This is a genomic window from Pelagibius sp. Alg239-R121 (assembly GCF_947331435.1).
Lineage (GTDB): Bacteria > Pseudomonadota > Alphaproteobacteria > Kiloniellales > Kiloniellaceae > Denitrobaculum.
Genome location: NZ_CAMZOF010000012.1, coordinates 152,187 through 176,937, shown reverse-complemented (window position 1 = coordinate 176,937; position 24,751 = coordinate 152,187). Strand labels below are relative to the sequence as shown.

Genomic DNA, 24,751 nt, shown 5'->3' with positions numbered 1-24,751 from the left:
TGCAAAGGATTGAGGCGGTCCATGATTACGTTCGACGGCGGGAACGTCGATTTTCAAGACAGTGGGAGTGGTCCGGCGGTTCTCTTCATTCCGGGCTCCTTCAGTACACCCGCTGCCTGGCGCCCAATGCAAAAACTTCTGCCGGCCTGTTATCGTCTGTCCGCTACGAGCCTCTGCGGCTATGGCGCGACAGAGGAAACCCGGTCCATCGGCGATCTGGAGATGACGCATGAAGTACAAGTGATCGAGCGGGTCGCCGGGGAAATCGGCCAGCCGCTTCATCTGGTTGGTCATTCCTTCGGCGGCACCGTTGCCCTGGCAACCGCGCTGGCCGGCAGGATCAACGTCTTGAGCCTTGCCGTCTTCGAGGCCAATCCCCTCGAACTGATCAGAGAGCAGGGGAGCCAGGAGGCTTTCGACGAGGTTCATCGTATGAGCCAGGCTTTCGAAACGGCCTATCATGAAGGCGAACTTGATGCCGCTGGGCGCATCATCGATTTCTGGGGCGGGGAAGGGGTCTTCGCGGCCATGCCGGAAGCGGTCCGGGATTACTGCCGCAAGACCGCCTATGCCAATGTTCTGGACTGGCGCTCAGCCTTTGCGTTTCACGCGACGAAAAAGGACTACGCCCAGCTGAAGATGCCCGTGCTTCTGGTGCGCGGCAGCAACGCTTGTTCGGCAATGGCCCACATCACCGATGCGCTCGACGACAGCCTGCCTGACGTTCGCGCCGCCGTGGTCGAAGGCGCGAACCATTTTCTGATCACCAGTCATGCTAACGACTGTGCGGGACTGTTGGCGGATTTTTTGGCGCGGGTGGAAGGGCAGTAGAACAGGCTTCGTCGGTCGCAGACAGGTTGCGTCTTTTTAGCGTGACTCATGATCGAGTTCGATACTCCGCACCAACCGCAGGGCCGCCTGTTTCGAGGCCTGCCGCAGTCCTCCCATGTCACCCAGTGTCGTCAGGGAATCCACATTGAAATAGATTCCGGCGATCCCGGCGGCCACTGCGTCAATTGCGTCAGCCGCTGCGGCGTCATATTCCCGGCGCAGTTCGGCCGCGATCAGGGCGATAAAGGAGTGTACCCAGTCCGCCAGCTGTGCCGCCAATTCGGGGCGCTCACCCGCGGCGGCGATCAGGGCTTCTGCCACGAGGACGAAATTCTGGTCGGACTGGGAGTGATCGAACAGCAGATCGATCAGGCTCAGGACCCGGTCGCCTTCGGGAAGGTAATCCAGCAAATCCTGCTGATGGCGTTCCGACTGAGCCAGGAATCTTCTGGTGAGGGCTTTCAGCAGGTCGTCGCGGTTGCCCACGTGGTGCCGGATGAGGGCGCGGGCCAATCCCGCCTCGGCAGCTATCCGCTCAAGCGTGGCACCTTCCACACCGTAACGGGCGACGCAGGTTTCGAAGGCATCGAGGATCTCTGAGGATCTTTGGGCCTTAACGCTCGGACGGCCCATTTTCGACTCTATAAATTATCATACTTGACAATTAACTTATGAAAGCTCAAATGTAAATTATCAAGTTTGATAATAAATATGAGAACAGTCATGCCGAACAAATGGAAGACCATCGCCGCGCTGGCGGTCGTTTACGTTGCAATCCTATTCGAGCTGAACTGGGTGTGGGGTCTGCTGTTCATCATGTGGCTGGTGCCGGCGGTCTATTCCGGCCGAACCCACCTGGTGGAGGAGGTCGCCCGTAGTGAAAACCCCATCCTCTTCTGGCTGATCCTCGGAACCTGGTTCGTTCTGAGCATTTACCTTGTCCTTGCCGACCTTCTACCCTTGTTCGGAGCTTAAAATGACTGTTGCACGTATGATGCATGTCCTCCCGGTCGAGGCTTATACCTCGCAGGAATGGTTCGACCGCGAGCAGGCGCAGATCTTCTCGAAGCTATGGCGCTTCGCGGGTTTTTCCGAGGACATCTCCGAGCCAGGCCAGTATCTCTCGGTTCAGGCCGGGCTCAACAATATCTTCATCGTCATGGGGCGTGACCGGCGGCTGCGCGCGTTCCATAACATCTGCCGCCATCGCGGTACACAGCTGTTACGCGCCGTCGGCAAGACCCAGAAAGCCATCACCTGCCCCTATCACGACTGGACCTATGATCTGGAAGGTAGGCTCGTTTCGGTGCCCGAAGAAGCGGAAGAGTTCACCGGCCTCAATAAGAACTGCCTCGGCCTGAAACCAGCGTCCGTCGATCTCTGGCGCGGTATGCTGTTCGTGCATCCGGAGCCCGACCCAGGTTCCATCATGGAATGGTTCGGCAAGGTGGAGCCGCACCTGGGGCCTCACAAGGTGGAAGAGCTGGTCGAATATCCGCAGGCGGCAACCTCACACGATATCAAGGCGAACTGGAAGATCGTCGTTGAGAACTACATCGACGTCTACCATCTCTCGCATCTGCATTCCGGCACGCTCGCCATGTACGATCACGCCAGGGCGAAATACGGTTTCGTGGGGCCACACTATGCCTTTTGGGAACCCCTCGCCGAGTTCTATGCCCGGGATGTCGAAAAGAACGCGCCGATGCCGCTTGTTCTGCCGAAGGACCAGCTCGGCGCTTCCGTCCCAATGCTCTTTCCCGGGCTGGGACTGGGAGAGTCCGAGACCAGTTGGTCCACATTCCACGTTATCCCGCTTGCACCCGATTTGACCCGGGTCGAGACCCGCACGCGGGTCAAGAATGCCTCGGATTGGGAATTCAGTACGCAGGAGTGGCGTTCAGGCGCCTTCTGGGGCAAGCATATCTCGGGCAAGTACGCGGTGGAGGAACTCGGGGAGGCAGAAGACCCCATGACTTCAGGTGACTTCATGGCCGAGGATGTCTATGCCTGCGAGCAGCAACAGAAGTCCCTGAAGAGTCCCTACTTCGAGGTTGGCGCTTCCGCCGAACAGGGCGAGAGCCCGGTTCGCCAGCATCAGCAGATCGTGCTTGACTTCCTGGAGGGTCGGCGCTGATGACGCAGGCGGCACCCCAGGCGACGCGTTCTTTTCACAAACTCCGGGTCGGTGAAACACGCTTGGAGATCGGCGGCAGTGCGAAGACGATCGTGTTCGATCTGCCGGGCGCCCTGTGCGAGACATTTCGTTGGCGTCCGGGGCAGCATCTGACTCTGCGTTTCAATCTTAGTGGCGAAGAATTACGCCGGTCCTACTCAATTTCCTCGTCGCCCTTTTCAGATGATCGCCGGCTCTCGATGCGCATCACAGTGAAGCGTGTGGAGGGCGGCCGGATCTCTAACCACATCAACGACAACCTTAAGGCCGGCGATAAGGTCGAAGTCATGCCGCCCTTTGGCGGCTTCTGCCTCGATCCCGGAGCGATGCGGCGTCGTACCCATTACTTCTTCGGGGCCGGCAGCGGCATCACGCCGCTCTTTGCTATGATACAGTCGGTGCTCAGTGACGAACCCCATTCGGTTGTGCATCTGGTCGACGGCAACAGAAACGCCGCTACGATTCTCTTCAAGGACGAGCTCGATCGACTGTGTGACGCTTATCCCGGCCGTCTCAGCGTCTCGCACCTTCTCTCCAGTCCGTCGCTCTGGTCAGGCTTTCGTCCCTGGCGTAAGGGTAAAATCGATGCAGCGGCGATCGAGGCGGTGTTCGCGGAATATCCGCCTTATGCTCAGGACGTGCAGTATTACATCTGCGGACCTGGCGATATGAACCGGTTTGTCCGGACCGCACTCACGAGCCTCGATGTCCCGGTGAGCCGTATCCACATGGAAAGTTACGGTGGCGCCGTTGCACAGGACGATACGATCAAGGGCATGGCCGCGACGGCGCGCGTGACACTCGGTGACTCGACGCAGAGTATCGAGGTCGCCGAAGGCCAGACACTGCTCGAGGCTGCCCGGGCGGCCGGTCTGACACCGCCTTTCTCCTGTCAGTCGGGCGTCTGCGGCGCCTGCCGCGCCAGACTCGTCAAGGGCAGTGCCGAAATGCGCGCGCGCATGGCTCTGGAAGATACTGAGATCTCGAAGGGTGTGGTGTTGACCTGCCAATCGCTGGCCACCTCGTCGGAACTGGAGGTGGTTTACGAGTGACGGGAGCGGCGCTTAGTCCAAGAACTTCAGGCGCCGATCCTTGTCGTTCCAAAGAACGAGCGACAAGCGGCCAACCAGATTTTCCCTGGGAATGAAGCCGATGATCCGGCTGTCCTGCGTGTTGTCGCGGTTGTCGCCCATTGCGAAGTAGTGGCCTTCCGGCACTTCGAACAGACGGGTGTTGTCGAGCCGTCCCGTATCTCTCTCCTCGAGAATGGGATATCTGGCGCCGCCGGGCAGTTGTTCAATGTAACGCTGCAGATTCTGTCCGCGGAAACCCCCACCGGTGTCTTCCGGTTTGTTTTCAATCTTTGTCCGCAAAACCGCTTCGCCGTTGATCTGCAGAATGCCGCCTTTGACCTGAACACTATCGCCGGGCAGGCCGACGATGCGTTTGATGTAGTCGGTGCGGATGTCCATCGGGTTTTTGAAGACGGCGATATCGCCGCGTTCAGGTTCGCTGAACAGAATTCTCCCGGAAAAGACCTGCGGATCGAAGGGCAGGGAATGCGGAGAGTAACCATAGGCAAATTTGGAAACGTAAATCAGGTCGCCGACCTGCAGCACGGGATACATCGAGCGGGATGGAATACTGTAGGGCTCCCAGAGGAACCATCGGATGAGAGAAGCGATCATCGTGGGGACCAGGATGGCAAGTCCGAGGACCCAATACCAGCGTGCGAACCAGACCTGCGGCGTTTCGCCCTGAAGCCGACGTGCGAGAACCACGCTGTGAACAAAGCCGATCACGTAAATGGCAAAGAAACCTGCCCACATGCCGGCTTGAAAGCTCATGTCCAGCGCGTGGTAGTGGACCGAGAGGATCGCAGCTAAGGCGCCCAGAATCGAGAGTAGATAGTACGCGATCGCGAGCTGGCCTCTGCCGAGATAGAGCATTGACGTGGTTGGGCCGAGCAGGGCCACGATTGCAGTCGCCCAAGGTTTTCTGTTTCGGAACGCCGACATGGAAGTGAAGACTAGCCGCTGAGTAGTTTGCTTTTTCGCGAAGTTGTCGCACCACTGCAAGTTATAAGCGCAACACGACGCTCAATCCAGCCGCACGTTTGAACTTCGCTCTTCTCTCGATCTCGCGCTGTTGTCTGCTATGCGATACAATCGCCGATAGGGCTGCGGCGATCATTGTTGTGGCCGCGTATTGGACAGCGCAAGCGCCAAGGGGGAATTCGAAGGATATGCTTTTCACAGGTATCAATTACATCGCGGTCCTGGTGGCCGGGGTTGCGTCTTATGCCTTCGGGTCGGTGTATTACATGAGCCTCGCGAAGCCCTGGATGGCGGCGGTCGGCAAGACCGAAGAGGAATTCAAAAGCGGTTCTTCGCCGCGGGTTTTCATCGTGGCCTTTGCGGCGCAACTGGTCATGGCGTTCATGCTGGCCGGCGTGCTTGGGCACTTGGTTTTAGCCGGCGAAGGCGGAGCGGTTGCGGGCTCTTCCGTCTCGCTGGTCAACGGCCTGATCACCGCTCTGTGTGTCTGGTTCGGCTTTATTCTTATGGCGATGCTGGTCAACCACGGATTCCAGGGTGCGAAGCGCTCGCTCACAGTGATTGACAGTGGTCACTGGCTTGGCGTGCTGTTGATCCAGGGGGCGGTTATCGGTCTTTTTGGCGTCTAAGACCTGTTTGGAGTGTTTGTATCGAAAAGAGAGCCCGGCGCCATGCGGGGACAAGGCGCCGGGTCATTGATCATTATCCAACAGGGAGTGTTGAACAATCATCTGAGATCGCGCCATCCTCATCCCTCAAGTCACCGCGTCTCAGTGCGTGATGGAAATTTGGTGATAAATGCTATCGCAGGCGATCCACAAATTTTTATAGGGCTATACATAAATGCATGGGGGGGGAAGCGAAGAACGGGTCAAGTCCCCAAGCGGTGCTCATGAGGTTTGTTGACCAAACGGTCAGTTTTCGTTCAAGATTACCTTGAGAATTTTTTCGGATCATCGAGGGTAATCCGGACGAGGCAACGCCGAGGACCAGCGCCATTGGGGCGCGCAGCCCGCATGGCGCATGAATGCAAAATAGGGACTCATGAAATGAGTCCCGTAAAGACAGGAGACGTACCATGGCAACGGTAAAGGCAGGTTTGATTCAGGTCGGACTGAAGGGCGATACCTCGGCGACCCCCGCGCGCATCCGCGAGCAGATGCTGGAGGCGCATATCCCCTACATCGATCAGGCCGGAGCGGCGGGCGTCAATGTACTCTGCTTCCAGGAGGTTTTCACCCAGCCCTACTTCTGCCCGAGTCAGGATGCCAAGTGGTATGCCGCCGCCGAGAAGATCCCTGACGGCCCGACGGTCAAGCTGATGCAGGAATACGCCAAGAAGCATTCCATGGTGATTGTGGTCCCGATCTACGAGGAGGAGATCACAGGCGTCTACTACAACACGGCCGCCGTGATCGATGCCGACGGCAAGTACCTGGGCAAGTACCGCAAGACCCACATCCCCCAGGTGGCCGGCTTTTACGAGAAGTTCTTCTTCAAGCCGGGCAGCTCCGACTGGCCGGTGTTCGAGACCGCCTTCTGCAAGCTCGGTGTCTACATCTGCTACGACCGTCACTTCCCGGAAGGCTGGCGCGCCCTGGCACTCAACGGCGCCGAATACATTGTCAATCCTTCTGCTACCGTCGCCGGCCTCAGCCAGTATCTTTGGAAGCTGGAACAGCCGGCCTCGGCAGTGGCGAACGGCGTCTACATCGGCGCCATCAACCGCCCGGGCACGGAAGATCCCTGGAACATCGGTCGCTTCTACGGCAGCTCCTACGTGGTCAATCCACGTGGGGAATTCCTGGTCGAGGCCAGCGAGGACAAGGACGAGTTGGTCACCGCCGACATGGACATGGAGCTGGTCCGCGAGGTGCGCAACACCTGGCAGTTCTTCCGCGACCGCCGTCCGGAGACCTACGGCCGCCTGACCGATATCTGAGGCCGTTGAGGTTTCGCGGCCGATTCCGTGAAGCGCTATGGGTCGAGACCTCGGTCATGACATGGTGAGTGGTGGTAGAGGTCACATTGAGAGGAAACACCGAAGGCGCGTCGCCATGACCGACAACATCAATATCGTGAATATGCTGTTGCTATTCGCATATCTCACACTCTTCGGTTACCTCTTCAAGCTGTTCCTTTTCCGTATGGTTCGTTATGCACTTGCTTCCTCTGCAAATGGTTTCGGCGCGGAGCAGTTCTTTGCGGCCGGCAACAGAAGCAACCTGCTGCTGGCGATCCTGAGCTTTGTCCTGGTCTGCCTGCCGGTCGTGTTGCTGATCGTGGTACCGGGCATGCTCCGGCTGTTCCTCGGCGGCTGATGGCACGGCGGCATAACCAGTCACCTGAGGACACGGTCGTGTTTTTCCGCCGCCTTCTAGGCTTGCTTCTACCGCTGTTCCTCGCTGCCTGCGTTTCGCCGCAAAGCTGGGAGGCGGTGCGGGTGCTCAAGGACATCGATGCGGGTGAGGCGCCCACAGCGCTGAAGGAGTCGACGCCCACGCCGAGCCGGCGCGAAATTACCTACAGCGTCATCCAACCCGAAACCGGCCAACCCGGTTTTCCACAGACTGCCGATCTTTATCACCCCAACCGCACCGATCCTGACGACCTTGACGGCGCCCTGGTCCTCGTGCCGGGCTTCACGCCCAGCGGCAAGAACGACCGCCGGCTGGTGGCGCTGGCGAAGTCCTTCGCACGCAGCGGCTTTCTGGTGCTGGTGCCGGACCTGCGCGGCTCCCGCGAGACCCGGGTGCGCCTGGGCGATGCACGGCGGATTGCGGATGCCGTGGTGCATCTTTCCGGGCGTTCGGAGCTCGAAAACCTGACCGGGGACGAGGGAAGCTCCGAGATCGGCCTTGTCGCTATCTCCTATGCAGTCGGTCTGGCGGTCCTTGCCACCACTGAAACGGATGCAAAGGAGCGGACCGGCTTCCTGGTCGGTCTGGGCGGTTATTATGACACCACTGAGGTCGTGCGCTTTACCACCACCGGCGCCTTCCGCTTGCCGGGTGAGCACAAATGGCGCAACCTGAAACCCCTGCGCGCCGCCAAATGGTATTTTCTCTCCAGCAACATCGACGCGCTCATCGACCCTGACGACCGCGCGGCGCTCACCGCCATCGCGGAGATACGCCAGCGCAGTGGCCGGGAAGCTCTGGTTGACGGCGAGGGCAGGGACCTCATCGCCCAACTCGGTCCTGAAGGGCGCAGTCTCTATGCTCTCATGATCAATGAGGACCCTGCGCAGGTCGAGCCTCTTCTTGCGGCCTTGCCAGAGGCTCTGCGCAGGCAACTTGACGCTCTGAGTTTGAGGGCGCTCGATCTCTCGCACCTTGCCGGCCGCCTGATCCTGATCCATGGTCGAGAAGACCCTTTAGTGCCCTTCAGCGAAAGTCTCGCCCTGAGCAACACGGTGCCTGACACCGAGCTCTTCCTGATCGATGGCTTCTCCCACATCAACCCGCGCGCGGTCGGTGTGATCGGGCAGTTACAGTTGGCGGATGCCATCCAGGCGGTTCTGGCGCGGCGAAGGTGAGCCACTGTTACTTGCACGGTAAAGTTTCCAACGGACGCCAATAAGTTGACAGATCAGATCCGGGTGAGATGGCATCGCCATTGGTGATCCATTGGCCAGGGGAAACTGATCTAATCGTTTGAAGATTGAGCGGATTCACATATTGAAATTAGGCCATTAAGTGATTCCAACTCAACATGATCCATTCTAGCATGGCTTCTTCGCTGTTTCGGGGGGAGCCGCTATGGAAATATTGATCGAGGTTAAGTCCGACCTGCTCCGGCAGGTGCCGCCGCGCTTCAGCCAACTCAATAGTACGACAACAACGCAGCCGCCATTCTACACGGGTGCTCCCGTCGCTGGCTTGCCTGTCACGGGCGTTCCGGTCCCAGGTGTTTCCACAACGGGCCCTGATACGTCTGGCGAAGGTGTTGCCGTTGCGCCGGTCCCTCAAGTTCAACCGGCCCACGCGGCAGGACCACTCGCCGTCACCGTGACCTCGGTGCAGACACCCCTGGCCTCCCGTCAGATGGCGACCCTCGAGTTTCACGTTGCCGCCGCGAAGATCTTTCTTTTGCAGATGATCGCGCACGGCCTGGAGGATCGTTTCAGCCATCTGGAAGAGGCGCAGCGCGACTTCGTCTGGCACCGGCAACTACTGGCCGATCTTTCGGCTTTGGATCAGGCCATGGACTTGATTGATTCCGGCGCCTTTGTCGAAGCGGAGACTTTTCGTGTCCATCTGTCCCGCAACAATCCGATCCGCTTTGATGATTTCATGGAGATGGAGATCCTGTCTGCCGGCGCTGGGAGCTGGCAGACCACGCTCAGCAGCAAGTGGAAGGAATTCACAGGCGCCCGCCTGAAGGAGCAGGCCACCATCCTGGCCAGCGTCACGATCATGATACAGGCGGCGGCAATGGGGCTGCACTGGTGGTTGAGCGAGCCCGAGGTGCAGGGGCAAAAGGCCGGGGACTCACAAACCGTCGAGCAGCCGGCCGGCAGCTACCAGATCGCCCTCAACCTGCCCCTGCAGGAGGCCGCCAATGCCCTGCTGCTTGAACAGCTCTCCCAGGAACGCGCGCCGCTCTACGACCCGGCGGAGGGCGGCATCCGTGACTTGCAGTCCGCGCTCACCCGCCTTGGTTTTGAGCCCGGCGGCGTTGACGGAAAACGCGGATCCAAAACCCGTACTGCCGAAGAGGCCGCCGCCAAGGCTTGGGGCCTACCGGGCCTGAGTGCGGAGGAGCCAAGCTTCCGCCTGCGCCTGGCGCGCGAGGTTCTGTTGCTGGAGGCGAAGCGGAGAGCGACGACGGGCCTGGGGTGAAGGGGCTACCAGTCATTTGAACCAGTAGCAATGCCTCCGGAGCCGGCGATCATCGCGATCCTGGGATTGAGACTCGCCGGACTTGCCATCGCCCGGAAGAGGAGAGCCCGACGAGCGGCCTGAGCGGGGTTGCGCTGACCTCTACGGTGGTTCCTTTCTATGGTGAATTGCGTTTTTCTTAAATCACGGCATCACAAAATCTGCGTTTGAAATCAGCGGCTTGCTGATCGAGAGGCAGCGAGTTTTGAGCTGGTTAAAACGCAAACCGCTCTGAGAGGCAGCGAATTTTGTATCTGCTTAAACGCAAGTCGCTTTAAGGAGGCGCTACTGTTTTACGACATCCTACCGGCTCTCCAGCTTCCGGCAATCCGCCGTGCGATCCTGCCAGCCGTGGCGGACTTCGACTCCCCGAGCCTTCGATCAGATGACACCAAGGGTGACGTCGGCGGTTTCGGAACCATTAAATCCTGTAACGTATTGGACAAAATTGCCCGCGTTTGGGACAAAACGCTGTCCCGGGCTTCACTTTTCACGCTCAAACCGGTTTCTTCCCCACAGAGATTTTTGGGGAGAGCAGAATATGATGAAATCGTTACAGGCGCTGGCCTTTGCCGTGGCCATGGCCGTTATCGCAACACTTCCGGGTACCGCTAAGGCAACACTGATCGGCGACGAGGTAAACCTGGAAATCTTCAGAAATGGTGTCAGCTTTTCCGGTCTCTTGACCGAGACCGTGGGCAACGGCGTTGAGTTCAACCCGCGAAATAGACTCACTTTCGACGTCGGCGCTTCGAGTATTGAGCTCGCGAGTATCATCGGTCCTGCTCGTTTTTCAACCAATGTCGATTTTGTCTTTACCGACCTGGACTGGGTCGGCGAGGCCGGTGTGATTGTCGATGTCGTTCTGGACGCTATCCAGGGAATTGGCAGTGTCAGTTTTACCGAGGATAGTGTGACCTTCTCCGTTTTCACAAACGACAGAGCGATCCCTGGGGCTATTGCTTCGATCGAAATCATCACGCGACATGCGAGCGTCCCGGAACCCGGCACATTCGCACTTCTCGGCCTGAGCCTTTTGGGTCTGGGTTTCGCCAGACGCAGAAGGATGCAGTGCGCGGCGTGAGGTTCAACGGACTTCGGTGTTAAACGCAGTGGTTCCCATCACAGGGGGCGCCGTTTTTTCCCAATCTAACTTCTCTCGACCGTCCGGCAATCCGCCGTGCGGTCCTGCCAGCCATGACCGTGAGCACCCTCTGGTGCCATTCAACAAAAGCCACGCCTTGAGCCAGGCCATTTCGGAGAACGAGCTCTTCCTGATTGACGGCTCCTCCCACATCAACCCACGCGCGGTTGGGGTGATCTGCCAGCTTCAGCTGACGGATGCCATCCAGACAAGTCTCGGGCGTCGGACATCCCGATGAAGAGGCGAATTTCGCTGACACTGCTGCATCTTGGACAAAATTGCCCGCGTTTGGGACAAAACGCCCTGCCGGACTTCACTTCTCTCGCTGGAACCGGTTTCTTCCCCGTAGAAAATTTTGGGGAGATCAAAACATGATGAAATCATTCCAGGGACTGGCCTTTGCCGTGGCCGGTGCCCTTTTTGTAACACTTCCCGGCACTGCCAAGGCCGTACCTATACTGATCGTCGAGAATGGCCAGTTGCTCGGCGCAAACAATGTCGATGTCAACGGGACACTCTTCGACGTCAGATTCCGGGACGGCTCTTGCATCACCCTGTTCTCCGGTTGTGATAACGCAACGGAAGACTTCGCCTTCACGGATTCCGCTTCTGCCCAAGCTGCGGCCCGGGCACTAAGGGATCAGGTGTTCTTTGACGGTGTTGAGGGCAATTTCGATACGAGCCCGGCGCTTTCTTCGGGATGTTCATTCGTATTTTGCGATTTCGCGATTCCTTATGAGCTGACCTTCTCAAGTGCGGTGGATAGCTTTTTCCATCAAACATTCAAGAATTTTAACGATAATATCCAGCCAGATGAAATCGTGACCGATGTTCCTATTCCCAGGGATTTTGATTATACGCCCGACATAACTGAAACATTCGCCGTTTTCACCCCTGCCGGCACTGGCGTATCGGTGACCGTTCCTGAACCCAGCAGCCTGGCACTGCTCGGCCTCGGTCTCGCAGGCCTCGGCTTTGCCCGTCGTAAGGGGATGTGGCGGAAGGGGTAAGTCCGACCAACCACGTAAATGAAGCCCATGGTTCTCTGATCGAGTTATGCGAATTCGATCTACACTGTTCCAAAATGGACAAACTTGCGTCCGTAATGGACAAAAAGGACGGCACCCCTTGTTCTTGCGCATACGAATGGGTTTCTTCCCGCAGAGAATTTTGGGGAGATCAGAACATGATGAAATCGTTCCAGGGACTGGCCTTTTCCGTGGCTGCAGCCCTTTTCGTAATACTTCCCGGTATTGCCAAGGCCATGCCCATGCTGATTATCGAGAATGGAGAGCTGCTTGGCGCGGACAATGTTGATGTCAACGGGACACTCTTCGACGTCAGATTCCAGGATGGCACTTGCAGTGCTACTTTCACCGGTTGTAATAACGCGTCGGAAGACTTCGCCATCACGGATGCGATGTCCGCCGAAGCGGCAGCCCAAGCCTTATTAGATCGGGTGTTCCTTGACGGCCCTGTGGGCCTGTTCGACTCAAATCCGGCGTTGATTTCCGGCTGCACATCTTCCGCTTTGTGCGTCACGTTCATCCCTTTCGGTTTGGAATCAGACATAGAGATCGGATTTGCAATCAACGGAGGCAGCGGATCGGGTTCAGGTGATCAAGCAGGTTCCGACGATTTGGATCTACGCCGCAATACTGCGGATGACCCGGCCCAAGTTTGGGCGGTTTTCTCTCGCGCCGACCCATCGATGGCCGTCCCGGAGCCCGGCTCTCTTGTCCTGTTCAGTCTCGGCCTTGCCGGTTTCATCTTTGCCCGAAGAACGCGTGCCCAGCGAGTGGCCTGAGGGGCCTCGCTGATATCTGCAGCGGCTCCTACTACAGGGGCCGCTGCCTTTTTTTGGGGGGCGTGGCCCTATCGCTTCTCGAGCTTCCGGCAATCCGCTGAGCGGTCCTGCCAGCCGTGGCGGATCAGTTCCGGGTCGTGGTGCTCCTCCTCCGGCCAGCCGATGCAGAGGTAGGCGACCAGGCTCCAGTCTTCAGCCACCGCAAGATCCTTGGTCGCCTGCACAGGGTCCAGGATCGAGACCCAGCCGACCCCGATGCCGCAGGTGCGCGCGGTCAACCAAAGCGTGTGGACGGCCAGGATCGCAGAATAGCGCAGGGTCTCTGGCATGGTTTGGCGGCCCAGGCCGTGGCCCTGCAAAGTCTGTTCGTCGCAGAAGACAGCGAGCTGTACCGGCGCCATATCGAGACCTGAGAGCTTGAGCCCTGCGTAAAGTTCCGCCTGTTCGCCCTGATAGCCATCCAGGGCCTGGGCATTGGCGGCTTCGAAGTTGGCGCGGATGGCAGCCCGGGCTTTCGCGCTCTCCACCGCCACGAAACGCCAGGGCTGGCTGTTGCCGACCGAGGGTGCGAGGCAGGCGAGGTCCAACAGCTCTTCGATCATCTCGGCCGGTACCGGATCAGGCTTAAAACGCCGCACGTCCCGCCGCCAGCGCAGTAGCTGCGTGAGCTCGTCGCGGAACAGCTCGGTAAAAAGCGGCGGGGTTTCGCTGTTTTCTCTGAGAGGCGCCACGGCCAAAGCTTCCGGAGGTTTGTATATTCCTTCCGGCTTAAGCCGCGGTGAGGAAGACGTCAATCCCGCAGATGACGGTATCCAGGGCAGTTCGCGTTTTTCTCGAACCAGACGGCCCCTAAATTTGTGTTCGAAATCAGCGCTATGCTGATTGAGAGACAGTGAAACTTGGACCAGATGAAACGAGAAATGCTCATGCGAGGGAGCGGCGCTGCACCCATCCGGAAAATGGTCCGGCGCAGACGATAGCGGGCGGCGACAAGCGCCTGCCCAGATTGAAGAGGGCGGCTGATCCGCGAATGATGGCGGCGGCGTGCTTTCCTTGGGCGGCCTAGTCAGCCTGCGCTTTTGATGAAGACTGCGCTCGGCTCATCTTCAAGAATGAGGCCCTCGAAAGGGCGGCTGCAGACGGGACGGGCATCGTGCTCCCTATCCGACACGCCGCTACTCTTGCTTCTCGAGTGTAAATTTTTTGTCGCTATCCCTGTCGTGTAGCTTTATCTGGCGGTCATTACGCGAAACGATTTCATACTCAAAAGTCATGTTCAGCATGTTCTGCATCTGATCTTCGAAGCCCTCTCTATTGAAAAAGGAAGACTCCATTTCAAGAACCTGGCTGTTGGAAGGTGTGAACCGGAACTGCTTTCCCTGAACTTTCCAGGTCCCGGCATAGCGGACTTTGTGAGAGTGTTTATGGACACCGGTTCGCGTGTGTTGCGCATACTCTTCGAGGCTTTTATAGGTGCCGTCGCCGGAAAACTCATAAGCAAACTTCTCCACAGTGCTGTATCCCAGAACGTTCTTGTACTCCAGCTTCCCCATCCATTTGCCGTTCATTGCAGGATCGGCGCCGGCGAGCTGCGCGGTGGCGAAAAAGACAGCGACCATGAGAAACAAAGCAAAGGATTTCATAAGTCTTCCTTATCTTAATATACCTGGTTTGCAGAATGCCGGGACCCACGGAACCGTCTGTAGACGCCCCTGCAAGAGGGAGGGGTGGGGCACAGGGTGTTTCCGGGCGGGAGTATCAGTTCAATGGAATGCGTCTCAAGAGGTTGGTTTCCGTCGCATCACGAAACTGCGGAAAGGCTTCCAGCAGCTTCGGCAGCTCGCTGTCACTCTGATCGCTGATTTTGGATATGAACGTGAGATTGTCCCGGTCCGTCACATCGAGGGTGAGGCTGAGCCGTCCCAGATAGGTGGCTTTCCCCGCAGTCACTTCAAAATCGTAGAGTTCCGGATAATCCTTGGGAGAAAGGGTGCTGTTGCCTGAACTCACATACCATTGCCAGATCGTGTATTTGCCTTCGGGCAGCTTCCAGATCACCATGTCCTTACGCGGTTGCAGCGGTCCGGCAATATAGCTCGCGGGGCCGTAAAGGCCTTCCGGGGTGGCATCCACCTGGAAAGGGTTCACCGCTGCCAATCCGTCCCTGCCGTCTTCGGTTTGCGCGTCCCGGCGCAAGATGTAGATGCCGGAACGGCACACCGCGAAGCCGAAGTCGAGGTCGCTCGAACAGGGGAGATCGTCAATATTGATCTGCAGCGAAAAGGCGACGATTCCTTCGGGCGGTTGGTCCGGTGCTGTCGTGCCGAAGTTATAGGTTGGCGGTACATCAACCTTGTGTCCGGTGACGCAGGCCGAGAGTACAAACAGCGCGGCCATCGAACACAGCCGTAAAACAAGAACTTTCCTCATCGCCCCGAATCCCCCTCACGGCGTGTCTACCAGTATCCGGCGAGAATATAGTCCTGATAAACGAGCAGCCCAAGTTTTTCGGTCACCGAGGCATCGGCTGCCAGCCTCGTACTCGCTCTTGCTGGACGGCTACAGAAGTTTCAGTGACGTTGATGCATCAAACCTTTAGGGACGGCGTCGATGCTGGGTGTGTTTGCAAGTGCTGTTTACCAGGGCCGCTCAAAGTCCTGCATCGATCCGGCAAAGACATTGTAGTCCACCGGCCCTTGGACACCCGCGACCCGGCCGCGGTTATGATACTGCCAGAGCGTCCAGGGATGCCGGTTGTAGTCCGGCTCGAACAGGATGCTGCGCAGCCACAGCGGGTTGACGATGTTCTTGCTTGCCATGTGCGCCTGATAGAACTCCCGTGTCGCATACAGCAGGGCTCTGTGGCCATAGTGCGCTTCGACGGCCTCCAGAAACGCGGGCAGTTCCCTGTCCGGGTTCAGACGGCTTGCACTTACACTGCAATTGCCGCCGAACTCCAGATCGACGGCCGGCGGCAGCATGTCAGGGTCCGCCGGAACGGTCCGGATGAAATGCGCGGCCTGTTCGATGCCCGGGCGACAGAAGGTGAAGAAATGATAGGCACCGCGCCGTAGTCCTGCCGCGGCAGCCCCGCGCCAGTTCTGCCGAAATCGCCGGTCACTGAAGTCACCGCCTTCGGTCGCCTTGATGTAGGCGAACGCGATGCCGGAGGTGGCCACCTTGGGCCAGTCGATTGCGCCCTGGTGGTGGGAAACATCGATGCCCCGCACCGGATATCTGCCGGCATCTGGGTGAAAGGTGATGAAGTAATAGTATGCGCAGGCGACCAGAGTCGTCACGCCTCCTAGGGCCAGAACGAGGATGAAGATCAGCCGTCGCGTCAGGCTTCGGTTGATCCAAACAAAAGGGCGCCAGTGTGTCATGGTCTTGGGGGTCGAGTTTCAATCTGTATCTAAGTTCGGTCTCATGTCGCCTGCCAAATTTTTACGGCGCAGGGTGAGGATAAGATTGTTGTGGCAGTTGCAAAAATTGTGGTCCGACCAAGGCCTTTCCAGGGCAGGCTTTTGCGTACTTGAAGGCAACGGCTACAATCCATGACTCTTGTTTTGGATGAATGAGCGGGGCTCGCGCGAAGCACAAGGGCGAGCACAGATACTTTGGCCAGATACTTTCTATTTTTATCTGCGTCCCGCGTGGCACTGACCAGCGTTCGATCTGACTTCGCTCAAACGGTTGTCCTCTACGACCAAAGCCGCCGTTTGAACACCCTATCGGTTCATGCGATCTGATTAACCACCCTGATCGATGGTTTCGTGTTAAACTCGGTTTGGGAAGGGTTCGAATTATTCTATGTCGAACCGTCATTTTGCTCATTGAATTTCATGAGGCTCCCGCCTCAAAAACAGTGATTTAAAAGGAGCATCCTATGGCCAAGCATGACTGCGGTGTGCATTTCAAGCGCCCTAAAATTCAGTTGCCCCCCTTCAAGCGGACAAAACAGGATCAGGATCTAGCCAAGAAACTGGCCGCCGAAATTGCGCGTATCGCGGTGTTGGCAAATTCAGGCGAGGACGACCGGTTGCGCCCCTGCAGCCTGGCGGATTCTGCGCGCCGCCGCTTCAACGCAATGTCGGAAAAGGAACGTGCGCTCGCACTGCGATACAGTCAAACTCTCGCCGCCGGAGCCGGTGGAGACTCGGATCGTGAGGAGATGGATCCAGACCTTCTCAAGGCTGTCCGCCGTTTTGCGCGAAGGCAGTTCGACAGCATCCGCGAGCAAAGCAAAACCGCGATTACCGACCTTCAGGGACAGGCACGCGGACAGGCGCTTCTGGTTACCAAGACCTGGGTCAAGATGCGCCCGGCGGGTGAGGTTGTCGTCACGCCGCACCGCTATCTGCAGACCGACGAGCCGCCCTCGCTGACCTTCCACTGGGGCACCGATGAGCCGGAGGCTGCCCGCGCCTATTGGGAGCTCCGCGGACCGGTAACCGGCAGCGATCCGGGTCCACTGATCACTCGAGGTTTTGCTGAATCCACAAATAAAGACGGGACCGTCGGCGGTGAATACACGCTCCATCTGAACCAATACCTGCCGCCGGCGGCGCCGAACCCGGCACAGCGCTATCACATGACCGTGCTGCCGCTTGGGGCTCCTGATACGGGGCTAAAGCTGGAACGGCACCACGGCCATTCGATCTCCAGTATTCTTACCCGGGGAGAGCCTGAACCACCGGCCGGCGTTGGGCCCTGGTCGGGTCCCGCCGTTATCGATTATGGCGGGGAATACAAGCAGCCCGGTACTCATTTTGATCTGCAAAGGGTGAACTACTATCGAAAGTCCCGCCTCCACATAAACTGGTTCAAGGTCGCCGCCGATCAGCCGGGGCCGGGGGATGAGGAATATCGCATCAGCGCTTTCGCCGTTGATATCTCACCCCTTGAGGCTACGCCGATGGGCAAGTGGTTGACCTATCTGCCGGTTGAGGAAGGTGATACCAGCCGCCACGCGCTGGACTGGACATCGGCCTGGGTCAAACTTTGGACGCCCACCAGCAACGTCTGGCCCCGCACGCAATTCGCTGTGATATCGGTGCATGAAGAAGATTCAGGCGATGGCGTCGACGACTGGCTGGCGGCGATGGCCGAGCTGGCCTCCGAGGCGCTGGAAGGTGATCTGATGGACGAGGTCCGGGATTATCTGCGCGACATGCAAGATGAACTGGACGATGCAACGGAAGAGTTTAACGCGGCTCTTACCTCCGAATTCGCAGCTTACGTGATCGCATTAATCGGCGCGTCGGCCATCGGGGCGGTCATCGCGGTCATTACCTACATCATCTCCCTGATCGCGACTTTTGCCGGAGCGGGTGCGAGCGACGATTTCTATGGAGTCGAGGTCGTGACCCTGGGGTTGATGACCAATGACGTTTCGCAATGGGAGGGCGGTACGGGCGCCACGCTTGATGCTCCGCTCTATTCCGGCGGTTTCCAGGGGCAGGAAGTCGGCAACCGCTTCGAGACTCGCGAAATTGAGGTCCAACTGATCGCACCCGGCGGCCCGGACGGTGCCGGACTGGGGGGAATTGTCCGGGTCGGCCTTCATTGGGAGTTTGCAGACAAGGTCACCGATTATATCTGATGAGACAGTTTAAGCGGACGAAGGGTCAGGTCTTGTTCGGTGCACCTATTGGCGATAGCTTGAGTTTAGGCTGAAGCAAAAACTGGAGCGATTGTGGCACGTCCACTCAGGATCGAATTCGCGGGTGCTGTCTATCACGTGACGGCTCACGGCAACGGCGGCGACGCGGTTTTCTACGATGACGAGGATCGGATGGCGTTTCTGTCTGTCCTCGGAGAGGTCTGCGCCGAGGCCGACTGGCGGGTTCTGTGTTACTGCCTGCTGGACGATCACCTCCATCTGGTGATCGCAACCGACCGGGCGACGCTGTCACGCGGCATGCGCCAGTTGTTCGGCGTCTACAGCCAGGCCTTCAACCGGCGTCACGGCCGTCACGGCCATCTTTTCCAGGGCCGCTATAAGTCCATTCTGGTGGAGACTTCGGTCTATCTGGCGCAGCTCTGTGCCTACGTGCTGCGCAGTCCGGTGGCTGACGGGCTGGTTAAGGGGGCGAAGCAATGGCCCTGGTCATCCTACCGCTTGAACGGCGGGACCGAACAGGCGGCCTGGTTCGATCCGGCTCCGCTTTGGGATGAATTGGGCGCCAAACGCTCCAAAGCAACAGTCGCCGTCGCCACATTGGCGCGCAAGAACCAGCCGGCACTTCAAGCGCGCGGCCAGCTCTGCTATGGCGGCGACGCCTTCGCGGCCAAGCTGGCGAAGAAGGCGGGCAAACTCAGTGCGCAGCATTCACGACGGACCCGTGCCGCTCTGTCCCCTGACATTGCCTGGTACGACGGCCGCTATCCGCAACGCACGGAAGCCATGGCACGGGCTTGCCTTGAGGGCCAGCATAGCCGTTCGGACGTCGCACGCTATTACGATGTCTATCCAAGCACCGTGAGCCGCGTTGTGCAGAAGTTCGACGCCCAGAATAACACCTGACGCCTTTCTCGTATGTGTACCCGACCGGCTGTTGTTTCCGGTCACGTAGCGCTGCCATTGCGGCCCCCAAGGTGGGGTGATAGCGTTTGTCCGCTGTTCCTAATGCCCATTTGAGAGACGATTATGCGCTGGCTTATCCTGTCTGTTACCCATCTTGCCGTGCTTGCCATTGGCTTCGCGCTTGGTGTGTATTTTTTGCCCGTTCTCACGGCGCCTGAGAGTCTGGACCGGGGAATGCTGGCCGCGAGTGCTGAAGGTGCTCTCTTTGAAGCCGGTTTCACCCGTGAACTCAAGGGCAGCGACTTTCTTCATTGGGGGGAGGGCAGCGTGAGTGTTACGGCGGGCAAGATTGTGCATCAAGGCAGTCTGGCGCCGGGCCCCGACTACAAACTCTACCTCGTGAAAGACTTCGTCGAAGACGAGGCGCAGTTTCTCAAGGTTAAGAGTGGCGCGCAGCTGATCGGAGACGTCAAGACCTTCGACGGTTTTCTGCTAGATGTGCCCACGGGCGTGGACGTTGGGGCCTATTCGACTGTCATTGTCTGGTGCGAGACCTTTGGCGAGTTCATTACCGCGGCGAAGTACCAGTAAGCTTACTGATCAGCGAACCGCTTTATACCGGTTGTCGGTTCGCCTGACCTCAAGCCCAGAGTTAGTTGATGGGTAAGCACCGGTGAGATTTGCATAAAACATCCACACTCCGGACATTCAGGTTATCTCGAATCAATGCTGTGCTAAGCTCGTTTTCCACAGCAATCCGACCGGTCCGCGCTGTGTTCAGGTTCGAGGTGAATTGTAATGTCTGCTGATACTCAACAAGCTGAACAGGTTCCCAGTTTTTGCGCTCTCTGCGTCTCACGCTGCGGCGCGATCGCCAGCGTCGAAGATGGCCGCTTTACCGCATTGAAACCTGACCCATCTCATCCAACTGGCCAGGCCCTCTGCATTAAGGGAAAGGTTGCGCCGGAGCTTGTTTATCATCCGGACCGGCTGCTTTACCCGATGAAACGGACTCGCCCGAAAGGCGATGCCGATCCGGGCTGGCAGCGGATCTCCTGGGATGAAGCGCTTGACACAGTTGCGAAAAAACTGACGGCCTTGTCGGATCGGCACGGGCCCGAAACCGTGGTCTTCAATACCGCCTCTCCCTCGACCTCTGCTCTGTCGGACTCGATGGCCTGGGTCCGCCGCTTGAGAAAGGCGTTCGGCAGTCCCAATCAATCCGTTTCGATGGAGCTGTGCGGTTGGGGCCGTTATCTCGCCAACATCTATAGTTTCGGCGCCGGTCTTCCCGCCGACTGTATGCCCGATCTGGAGAATGCCGGCTGCATTCTGTTCTGGGGCTACAACCCGACCGTGTCCCGCATCGCCCATGCCACGGCGACCGTGGCTGCGCAGAAATCCGGCGCCCGCCTCATCGTGATAGATCCTCGCTTCGCTGGTCTGGCGCGCCGGGCCGACCACTGGTTGCGGGTCCGTCCCGGCAGTGACGGCGCGCTTGCTCTCGGCCTGGCCCATGTGATGATCGACAGGGGCTGGTACGATGAAAGCTTCGTCCGCGACTGGACCAACGGCCCGTTGCTGATCCGTTCGGACAGCGGACGGTTTCTCCGCGGACAGGACCTTGATCCTTCCGGATCGCCAGACAGTTATCTGGCCTGGGACGAAACCGCGGGGCGGGCGGTCGCCTATACCCCTGATCTTGGCAGCTATGCGGCGGACAACGCGGAGCTTGCGCTGTTCGGCAGCTTCGAAGTGGAAACCGCACAAGGACCTGTCACTTGCAGGCCGGCTTTCCAGCTCACCGCCGAACTTTGCGGCCGCTATGATCCGCAGGAGGTCGAACGGCTCACCGGCGTCGAAGTTGACAAAGTCGTCGAGACCGCAAACATGCTGTGGGAATCGCGGCCAGTCGCTTACATGGCCTGGAGTGGTCTCGAACAGCAATCCAACGCAACCCAGATCGCTCGGGCAATCGGTCTGGTCTATGCCCTGACCGGCGATTTCGATGCCAAGGGCGGCAACGTTCTGTTCCCGGCCGCGCTCAGCGCCAACATCCAAGGCGATGAGATGTTGTCGGGAGAGCAGCGCGCCAAAACCCTCGGGCTTGCCGACCGGCCGCTCGGCCCCTCACGCTTCGATCATGTCACCTCCGCTGACACTTACCGGGCGATTTTGGACCACCAGCCCTACGCGGTTCGCGGCCTCGTCAGTTTTGGTTCGAACCTGCTCGTGGCCCACGCGGACGGCGAACGCGGGCGTGAAGCGCTACGCGCCCTGGAGTTTCATGTTCATGTCGATCTCTTCATGAACCCGAGCGCCGAAACCGCCGATATTGTCCTGCCGGCGACCAGTCCGTTCGAATCCGAAGGATTAAAAATTGGCTTCGAGACCAGCGAAACGGCCAATTCCCTCATTCAGCTGCGCAAAAAGCTTGTCGAACCCCGTGGCGAAGCCCGCTCCGATGTTCAGATTGTATTCGATCTCGCCTGCCGCCTCGGCTTCGGTTCGGCATTTTGGGATGGCGACATCGATGCCGCCTACCGGCATCAGCTGGCGCCCAGTGGCGTGTCACTCGAGTCCTTGCGCGAAAACCCGGCCGGGGTGCGGGTGCCGCTACAGACCCGCCATAAGAAATATACCGAGCGCACGGAGAATGTAGCCCGCGGTTTCGCCACACCGTCGCGCAAGGTCGAGTTCTATTCGGAGGTTTTTCTGGAGCAGGGCTATCCGCCGCTACCTGACTATGAAGAGCCTCTGGTCGGCCCGCATTCCAGGCCGGACCTTGCAGCACGTTATCCCTTGATCCTGACCTGCGCGAAGGATTCGCTCTATTGCGAAAGCCAGCATCGCGGCCTGCCGAGCCTGCGGCGCCGGGCGCCGGATCCCCAGGTGGATCTTCACCCCGCGGCGGCGGCGGCGCGCGCGATCGAAGCGGGAGACTGGGTCCTCATCGAAACGCCCAATGGCAGGGTACGTGCCCGGGCCCGCTTCGACGAGGCGTTGGACCCCGATGTTGTCTGCGGGCAGCACGGATGGTGGCAGGCCTGCCCTGAAATCGATGCGCCCGGCTTTGCGCCTTTCGGTCCGGACAGCGCCAATTTCAATCTTGTCATCGGCCACGATCACATCGACCCGGTGAGCGGCTCCGTGCCGCTCCGAGCCTACGTCTGTGAGATTAAGCGCCTGGAAGCTGAGAGAGAATAGGCGCGCGAGGCGGACAGGATGCATCGCAAGAGTTAGCGTATGGAGAAGTGACGGGAGATACCCATCAGTCTGCACCTCGTCTATATACGCCACCGCATGGCGACGTCTTCGTATCGGTTCATGATTCCGCATCAATCAGCTGGGGCACGCTATGGTCGAAACAAAACATCCTAAAATGGGCTCTATGTTCGGGGGGCAGGCAAGTGGCGGATTATTCGACATTCCGCTCGCACAACCTGGTGAAGCCGAAGATGCTGATATCGTTGTGATGGGTGCACCAAGTGCGACGCCGTACGAGTCTGTTGGCGCTTACTGTGCTGATGCCCCGGATGCCATTCGATCGGCGTTTGGGTGGCCGGGTGTTTTGAACCACCATGACTTCGACCTCGGAGGAAAGGTCTTTGCCGATGGCACCAAAGCAGTGGATTGGGGGAATTTGGACTACAGTGACAAGGATTACGCCTTTAATCGAAACACCATTTTGCGCAGTGTCAAAACCGTGCTGGATCAAGGCGCCGTGCCCATTGTCATGGGTGGTGACGATTCCATACCGATCCCGGTGTTCCAGGCCTTCGAAGCACACGGGCCACTCACCATCGTACAACTGGATGCGCATATCGATTGGCGGGATGAGGTGTCTGGAGAACGCCTGGGGCTATCAAGCAACATGCGGCGCGCCTCGGAAATGGCGTGGGTTGACGGCATCATTCAACTGGGCGCACGAGGATTAGGCAGCGCCCGGCCCCAGGACTTTCGCGACGCGACGGAATGGGGGGTACAATTTTTCCCGATGCAGGACATCGTAAACATGGATTTCGGCAAGGTGATAGAAGCCGTACCCGCCGACCGAAATGTCTTCGTGACACTTGATATCGACGCCATGGATCCAGCTATCGTGCCATCGGTTATCGGCCCCGCACCCGGCGGTTCGATTACTGGCAGGTGGTGAACTTGCTGAAGGGTATAGCCAAACGGTCCAAAATCGTCGGCTTCAACCTGGTTGAACTGATGCCTTCGAATGATATCGGTGGACGCGGCGCGCTGGTCGCGGCGCGTATCATCGCGGTGGCAATGGGGCTCATCAGCAGGCAGCGCACCTCACCTCACCTCACATGATACTGTGGAATACGTGTTCATCCTCTGCGGTCGCTTCAAGCTCTTCCAAGCACCCAGTCTTTGAAGTCCATTGGGGCGACGTTGCTGCCACAGAGAATAGTCGCCACACACTTATCTTTGAACCGCTCTGGGTTTTCCAGGATGCAGGCCACTCCCAAGGCGGCGGCGGGCTCTACGACCAATCCTGAGTAGTGATAGAGCAGCCGCATTGCCTCGATAATGCTCTGCTCCGATACCAACAGCGCTTCGTCTGTAACGGCCAGTAAGTCGGCAAGCGCTTCGGGAGAACAGTAACGTCCCGCCACGCCATCGGCGATCGTGTGTGGCGCATCCGCTTCAACGACGCGGCCTGCGCGGAAGCTGTTCGTCATTGCAGGTGCATTTTCTGGTTGAACGTTGATAACTGTGGTGTCCGGACTGCGGGATTTCATTACACATCCGATCCCGCTTGCCATGGCGCCACCGCCAAGGGAAACGACGATTGCATCCAGAGGGAAAGGCAGGTCGAGTAATTCCATTCCAATCGTCCCGGCACCTTCACATGTATCCAGATTTTTGCTGTCTTCGACAAGAAAAGCGCCATGCGCTTGAGAAAATTCTTGGGCTGCGTTGAGCGCTTCCTCAATCTGACCGTCAACCAAAATGACTTTTGCGCCAAGAGCCTTCATGCGCTCGATTTTTAATGGGTTAGCTGCGGCAGAGGCCGTGACGGTTATGTCAAATCCCCTTTGTCGCCCGCTGTAGGCGAGGGCTTGACCTAAATTCCCTGCACTTGCGCACACGGCTGCTTTCGGGCCCGTGTCGGCTTTCAATCGGGACAACACGGTTTCAATGCCGCGCCCCTTAAAACAACGAATCGGGTTGAGGGTTTCGACCTTCAAAACGATGCTGCATCCCAAGGCCCCGCTGAGGGTGGGGCAAATGTACTGCGGCGTGTTTAGAAAGGTGCTGTCAATATTGGCAAATGCGTTCTTGATCCTTTCAATATCCAAGCGAACCATCTG

At 58.4% G+C, this 24,751-nt stretch carries 24 protein-coding genes and 1 pseudogene; 18 read left to right on the top strand and 7 right to left on the bottom strand.

What is annotated here, in order from left to right; translation table 11 throughout:
* The first annotated feature begins 21 nt into the window (after nt 1-21).
* On the top strand, nt 22-831 hold the full coding sequence (locus QMZ18_RS31745; protein WP_282610448.1) for an alpha/beta fold hydrolase: 810 nt from the start codon (nt 22-24) through the stop codon (nt 829-831).
* 36 nt (nt 832-867) lie between these two features.
* On the opposite strand, the gene QMZ18_RS31740 is transcribed toward QMZ18_RS31745, so the two are convergent.
* Nucleotides 868-1,464 carry a TetR/AcrR family transcriptional regulator gene (locus tag QMZ18_RS31740; RefSeq protein ID WP_282610447.1) on the bottom strand — a complete coding sequence of 199 codons (597 nt, stop codon included), beginning with the start codon at nt 1,462-1,464 and terminating at the stop codon, nt 868-870.
* A gap of 90 nt (nt 1,465-1,554) precedes the next feature.
* On the opposite strand from QMZ18_RS31740, the gene QMZ18_RS31735 reads away from it, so the two are divergent.
* The 3 genes from QMZ18_RS31735 to QMZ18_RS31725 are packed head-to-tail and all read left to right on the top strand — an operon-like array spanning nt 1,555 to nt 4,059.
* Nucleotides 1,555-1,806: a hypothetical protein gene (locus tag QMZ18_RS31735; protein ID WP_282610446.1), complete on the top strand. Its 252-nt coding sequence runs from the start codon at nt 1,555-1,557 to the stop codon at nt 1,804-1,806.
* Nucleotide 1,807: 1 nt separating this feature from the next.
* Nucleotides 1,808-2,968 carry an aromatic ring-hydroxylating dioxygenase subunit alpha gene (locus tag QMZ18_RS31730; protein WP_282610445.1) on the top strand — a complete coding sequence of 387 codons (1,161 nt, stop codon included), beginning with the start codon at nt 1,808-1,810 and terminating at the stop codon, nt 2,966-2,968.
* A complete protein-coding gene (locus tag QMZ18_RS31725) occupies nt 2,968-4,059 on the top strand; it encodes a ferredoxin--NADP reductase (RefSeq protein WP_282610444.1) in 1,092 nt (363 codons plus the stop codon). Before QMZ18_RS31730 ends, QMZ18_RS31725 begins: the two co-directional genes overlap by 1 nt.
* Before the next feature lie 12 nt (nt 4,060-4,071).
* Here the strand turns inward: QMZ18_RS31725 and lepB are convergent, their stop codons facing one another.
* On the bottom strand, nt 4,072-4,983 hold the full coding sequence (gene lepB, locus QMZ18_RS31720; RefSeq protein ID WP_282610443.1) for a signal peptidase I: 912 nt from the start codon (nt 4,981-4,983) through the stop codon (nt 4,072-4,074).
* 269 nt (nt 4,984-5,252) lie between these two features.
* Between lepB and QMZ18_RS31715 the strand changes: the two genes are divergently transcribed.
* From QMZ18_RS31715 to QMZ18_RS31675, 9 genes are all read left to right on the top strand, one after another.
* Nucleotides 5,253-5,693 carry a DUF1761 domain-containing protein gene (locus QMZ18_RS31715; RefSeq protein WP_282610442.1) on the top strand — a complete coding sequence of 147 codons (441 nt, stop codon included), beginning with the start codon at nt 5,253-5,255 and terminating at the stop codon, nt 5,691-5,693.
* A gap of 449 nt (nt 5,694-6,142) precedes the next feature.
* Entirely contained in the window at nt 6,143-7,006 is an 864-nt protein-coding gene (locus QMZ18_RS31710; protein WP_282610441.1) for a nitrilase-related carbon-nitrogen hydrolase, read from the top strand.
* A 115-nt stretch (nt 7,007-7,121) separates the two neighbouring features.
* Complete coding sequence (locus QMZ18_RS31705; RefSeq protein ID WP_282610440.1) at nt 7,122-7,385, top strand: hypothetical protein; 264 nt, start codon at nt 7,122-7,124, stop codon at nt 7,383-7,385.
* A 38-nt stretch (nt 7,386-7,423) separates the two neighbouring features.
* Nucleotides 7,424-8,602, top strand: a complete 1,179-nt coding sequence (locus tag QMZ18_RS31700) for an alpha/beta fold hydrolase (protein ID WP_282610439.1) — start codon at nt 7,424-7,426, stop codon at nt 8,600-8,602.
* Nucleotides 8,603-8,825: 223 nt separating this feature from the next.
* A complete protein-coding gene (locus tag QMZ18_RS31695; protein ID WP_282610438.1) occupies nt 8,826-9,908 on the top strand; it encodes a peptidoglycan-binding protein in 1,083 nt (360 codons plus the stop codon).
* 580 nt (nt 9,909-10,488) lie between these two features.
* Nucleotides 10,489-11,031, top strand: coding sequence for a PEP-CTERM sorting domain-containing protein (locus QMZ18_RS31690; protein WP_282610437.1), 543 nt, complete (start codon nt 10,489-10,491; stop codon nt 11,029-11,031).
* 133 nt (nt 11,032-11,164) lie between these two features.
* Nucleotides 11,165-11,329, top strand: a complete 165-nt coding sequence (locus tag QMZ18_RS31685) for a hypothetical protein (protein WP_282610436.1) — start codon at nt 11,165-11,167, stop codon at nt 11,327-11,329.
* Between the two features lie 133 nt (nt 11,330-11,462).
* A complete protein-coding gene (locus QMZ18_RS31680) occupies nt 11,463-12,101 on the top strand; it encodes a PEP-CTERM sorting domain-containing protein (protein ID WP_282610435.1) in 639 nt (212 codons plus the stop codon).
* A gap of 95 nt (nt 12,102-12,196) precedes the next feature.
* A complete protein-coding gene (locus QMZ18_RS31675) occupies nt 12,197-12,898 on the top strand; it encodes a PEP-CTERM sorting domain-containing protein (RefSeq protein WP_282610434.1) in 702 nt (233 codons plus the stop codon).
* Between the two features lie 68 nt (nt 12,899-12,966).
* On the opposite strand, the gene bluB is transcribed toward QMZ18_RS31675, so the two are convergent.
* The 4 genes from bluB to QMZ18_RS31655 form a co-directional block, all read right to left on the bottom strand.
* Entirely contained in the window at nt 12,967-13,629 is a 663-nt protein-coding gene (gene bluB / locus QMZ18_RS31670; protein WP_282610433.1) for a 5,6-dimethylbenzimidazole synthase, read from the bottom strand.
* Nucleotides 13,630-14,073: 444 nt separating this feature from the next.
* Complete coding sequence (locus QMZ18_RS31665; protein ID WP_282610432.1) at nt 14,074-14,541, bottom strand: hypothetical protein; 468 nt, start codon at nt 14,539-14,541, stop codon at nt 14,074-14,076.
* A gap of 115 nt (nt 14,542-14,656) precedes the next feature.
* Nucleotides 14,657-15,328: a hypothetical protein gene (locus QMZ18_RS31660; RefSeq protein ID WP_282610431.1), complete on the bottom strand. Its 672-nt coding sequence runs from the start codon at nt 15,326-15,328 to the stop codon at nt 14,657-14,659.
* Nucleotides 15,329-15,534: 206 nt separating this feature from the next.
* Nucleotides 15,535-16,281, bottom strand: coding sequence for a GH25 family lysozyme (locus tag QMZ18_RS31655; RefSeq protein ID WP_282610430.1), 747 nt, complete (start codon nt 16,279-16,281; stop codon nt 15,535-15,537).
* A 503-nt stretch (nt 16,282-16,784) separates the two neighbouring features.
* Here QMZ18_RS31655 and QMZ18_RS31650 point away from each other — a divergent pair.
* The 5 genes and pseudogenes from QMZ18_RS31650 (at nt 16,785) to QMZ18_RS31630 (ending at nt 23,747) form a co-directional block, all read left to right on the top strand.
* Nucleotides 16,785-18,500, top strand: a complete 1,716-nt coding sequence (locus tag QMZ18_RS31650; protein ID WP_282610429.1) for a hypothetical protein — start codon at nt 16,785-16,787, stop codon at nt 18,498-18,500.
* Between the two features lie 93 nt (nt 18,501-18,593).
* Nucleotides 18,594-19,424 (top strand): transposase, encoded by an 831-nt coding sequence (locus QMZ18_RS31645; protein WP_282610428.1) that lies wholly within the window; start codon nt 18,594-18,596, stop codon nt 19,422-19,424.
* Between the two features lie 123 nt (nt 19,425-19,547).
* Nucleotides 19,548-20,015: a DM13 domain-containing protein gene (locus tag QMZ18_RS31640; protein WP_322097497.1), complete on the top strand. Its 468-nt coding sequence runs from the start codon at nt 19,548-19,550 to the stop codon at nt 20,013-20,015.
* 207 nt (nt 20,016-20,222) lie between these two features.
* On the top strand, nt 20,223-22,631 hold the full coding sequence (locus QMZ18_RS31635; protein ID WP_282610427.1) for a molybdopterin-dependent oxidoreductase: 2,409 nt from the start codon (nt 20,223-20,225) through the stop codon (nt 22,629-22,631).
* A 151-nt stretch (nt 22,632-22,782) separates the two neighbouring features.
* Nucleotides 22,783-23,747 (top strand): annotated as a pseudogene (locus QMZ18_RS31630) (arginase family protein).
* Between the two features lie 35 nt (nt 23,748-23,782).
* Here the strand turns inward: QMZ18_RS31630 and QMZ18_RS31620 are convergent.
* Nucleotides 23,783-24,748 (bottom strand): threonine/serine dehydratase, encoded by a 966-nt coding sequence (locus tag QMZ18_RS31620; protein ID WP_282610424.1) that lies wholly within the window; start codon nt 24,746-24,748, stop codon nt 23,783-23,785.
* Between the last annotated feature and the right edge of the window lie 3 nt (nt 24,749-24,751).

What these genes read in the sequence shown, in the direction of transcription:
- QMZ18_RS31745 (WP_282610448.1), top strand. Translation starts at nt 22, where the DNA reads ATGATTACGTTCGACGGCGGGAACGTCGATTTTCAAGACAGTGGGAGT.
- QMZ18_RS31740 (WP_282610447.1), bottom strand. Translation starts at nt 1,464, where the DNA reads ATGGGCCGTCCGAGCGTTAAGGCCCAAAGATCCTCAGAGATCCTCGAT.
- QMZ18_RS31735 (WP_282610446.1), top strand. Translation starts at nt 1,555, where the DNA reads ATGCCGAACAAATGGAAGACCATCGCCGCGCTGGCGGTCGTTTACGTT.
- QMZ18_RS31730 (WP_282610445.1), top strand. Translation starts at nt 1,808, where the DNA reads ATGACTGTTGCACGTATGATGCATGTCCTCCCGGTCGAGGCTTATACC.
- QMZ18_RS31725 (WP_282610444.1), top strand. Translation starts at nt 2,968, where the DNA reads ATGACGCAGGCGGCACCCCAGGCGACGCGTTCTTTTCACAAACTCCGG.
- QMZ18_RS31715 (WP_282610442.1), top strand. Translation starts at nt 5,253, where the DNA reads ATGCTTTTCACAGGTATCAATTACATCGCGGTCCTGGTGGCCGGGGTT.
- QMZ18_RS31710 (WP_282610441.1), top strand. Translation starts at nt 6,143, where the DNA reads ATGGCAACGGTAAAGGCAGGTTTGATTCAGGTCGGACTGAAGGGCGAT.
- QMZ18_RS31705 (WP_282610440.1), top strand. Translation starts at nt 7,122, where the DNA reads ATGACCGACAACATCAATATCGTGAATATGCTGTTGCTATTCGCATAT.
- QMZ18_RS31695 (WP_282610438.1), top strand. Translation starts at nt 8,826, where the DNA reads ATGGAAATATTGATCGAGGTTAAGTCCGACCTGCTCCGGCAGGTGCCG.
- QMZ18_RS31690 (WP_282610437.1), top strand. Translation starts at nt 10,489, where the DNA reads ATGATGAAATCGTTACAGGCGCTGGCCTTTGCCGTGGCCATGGCCGTT.
- QMZ18_RS31680 (WP_282610435.1), top strand. Translation starts at nt 11,463, where the DNA reads ATGATGAAATCATTCCAGGGACTGGCCTTTGCCGTGGCCGGTGCCCTT.
- QMZ18_RS31675 (WP_282610434.1), top strand. Translation starts at nt 12,197, where the DNA reads ATGGACAAAAAGGACGGCACCCCTTGTTCTTGCGCATACGAATGGGTT.
- QMZ18_RS31665 (WP_282610432.1), bottom strand. Translation starts at nt 14,541, where the DNA reads ATGAAATCCTTTGCTTTGTTTCTCATGGTCGCTGTCTTTTTCGCCACC.
- QMZ18_RS31660 (WP_282610431.1), bottom strand. Translation starts at nt 15,328, where the DNA reads ATGAGGAAAGTTCTTGTTTTACGGCTGTGTTCGATGGCCGCGCTGTTT.
- QMZ18_RS31655 (WP_282610430.1), bottom strand. Translation starts at nt 16,281, where the DNA reads ATGACACACTGGCGCCCTTTTGTTTGGATCAACCGAAGCCTGACGCGA.
- QMZ18_RS31650 (WP_282610429.1), top strand. Translation starts at nt 16,785, where the DNA reads ATGGCCAAGCATGACTGCGGTGTGCATTTCAAGCGCCCTAAAATTCAG.
- QMZ18_RS31640 (WP_322097497.1), top strand. Translation starts at nt 19,548, where the DNA reads ATGCGCTGGCTTATCCTGTCTGTTACCCATCTTGCCGTGCTTGCCATT.
- QMZ18_RS31635 (WP_282610427.1), top strand. Translation starts at nt 20,223, where the DNA reads ATGTCTGCTGATACTCAACAAGCTGAACAGGTTCCCAGTTTTTGCGCT.
- QMZ18_RS31620 (WP_282610424.1), bottom strand. Translation starts at nt 24,748, where the DNA reads ATGGTTCGCTTGGATATTGAAAGGATCAAGAACGCATTTGCCAATATT.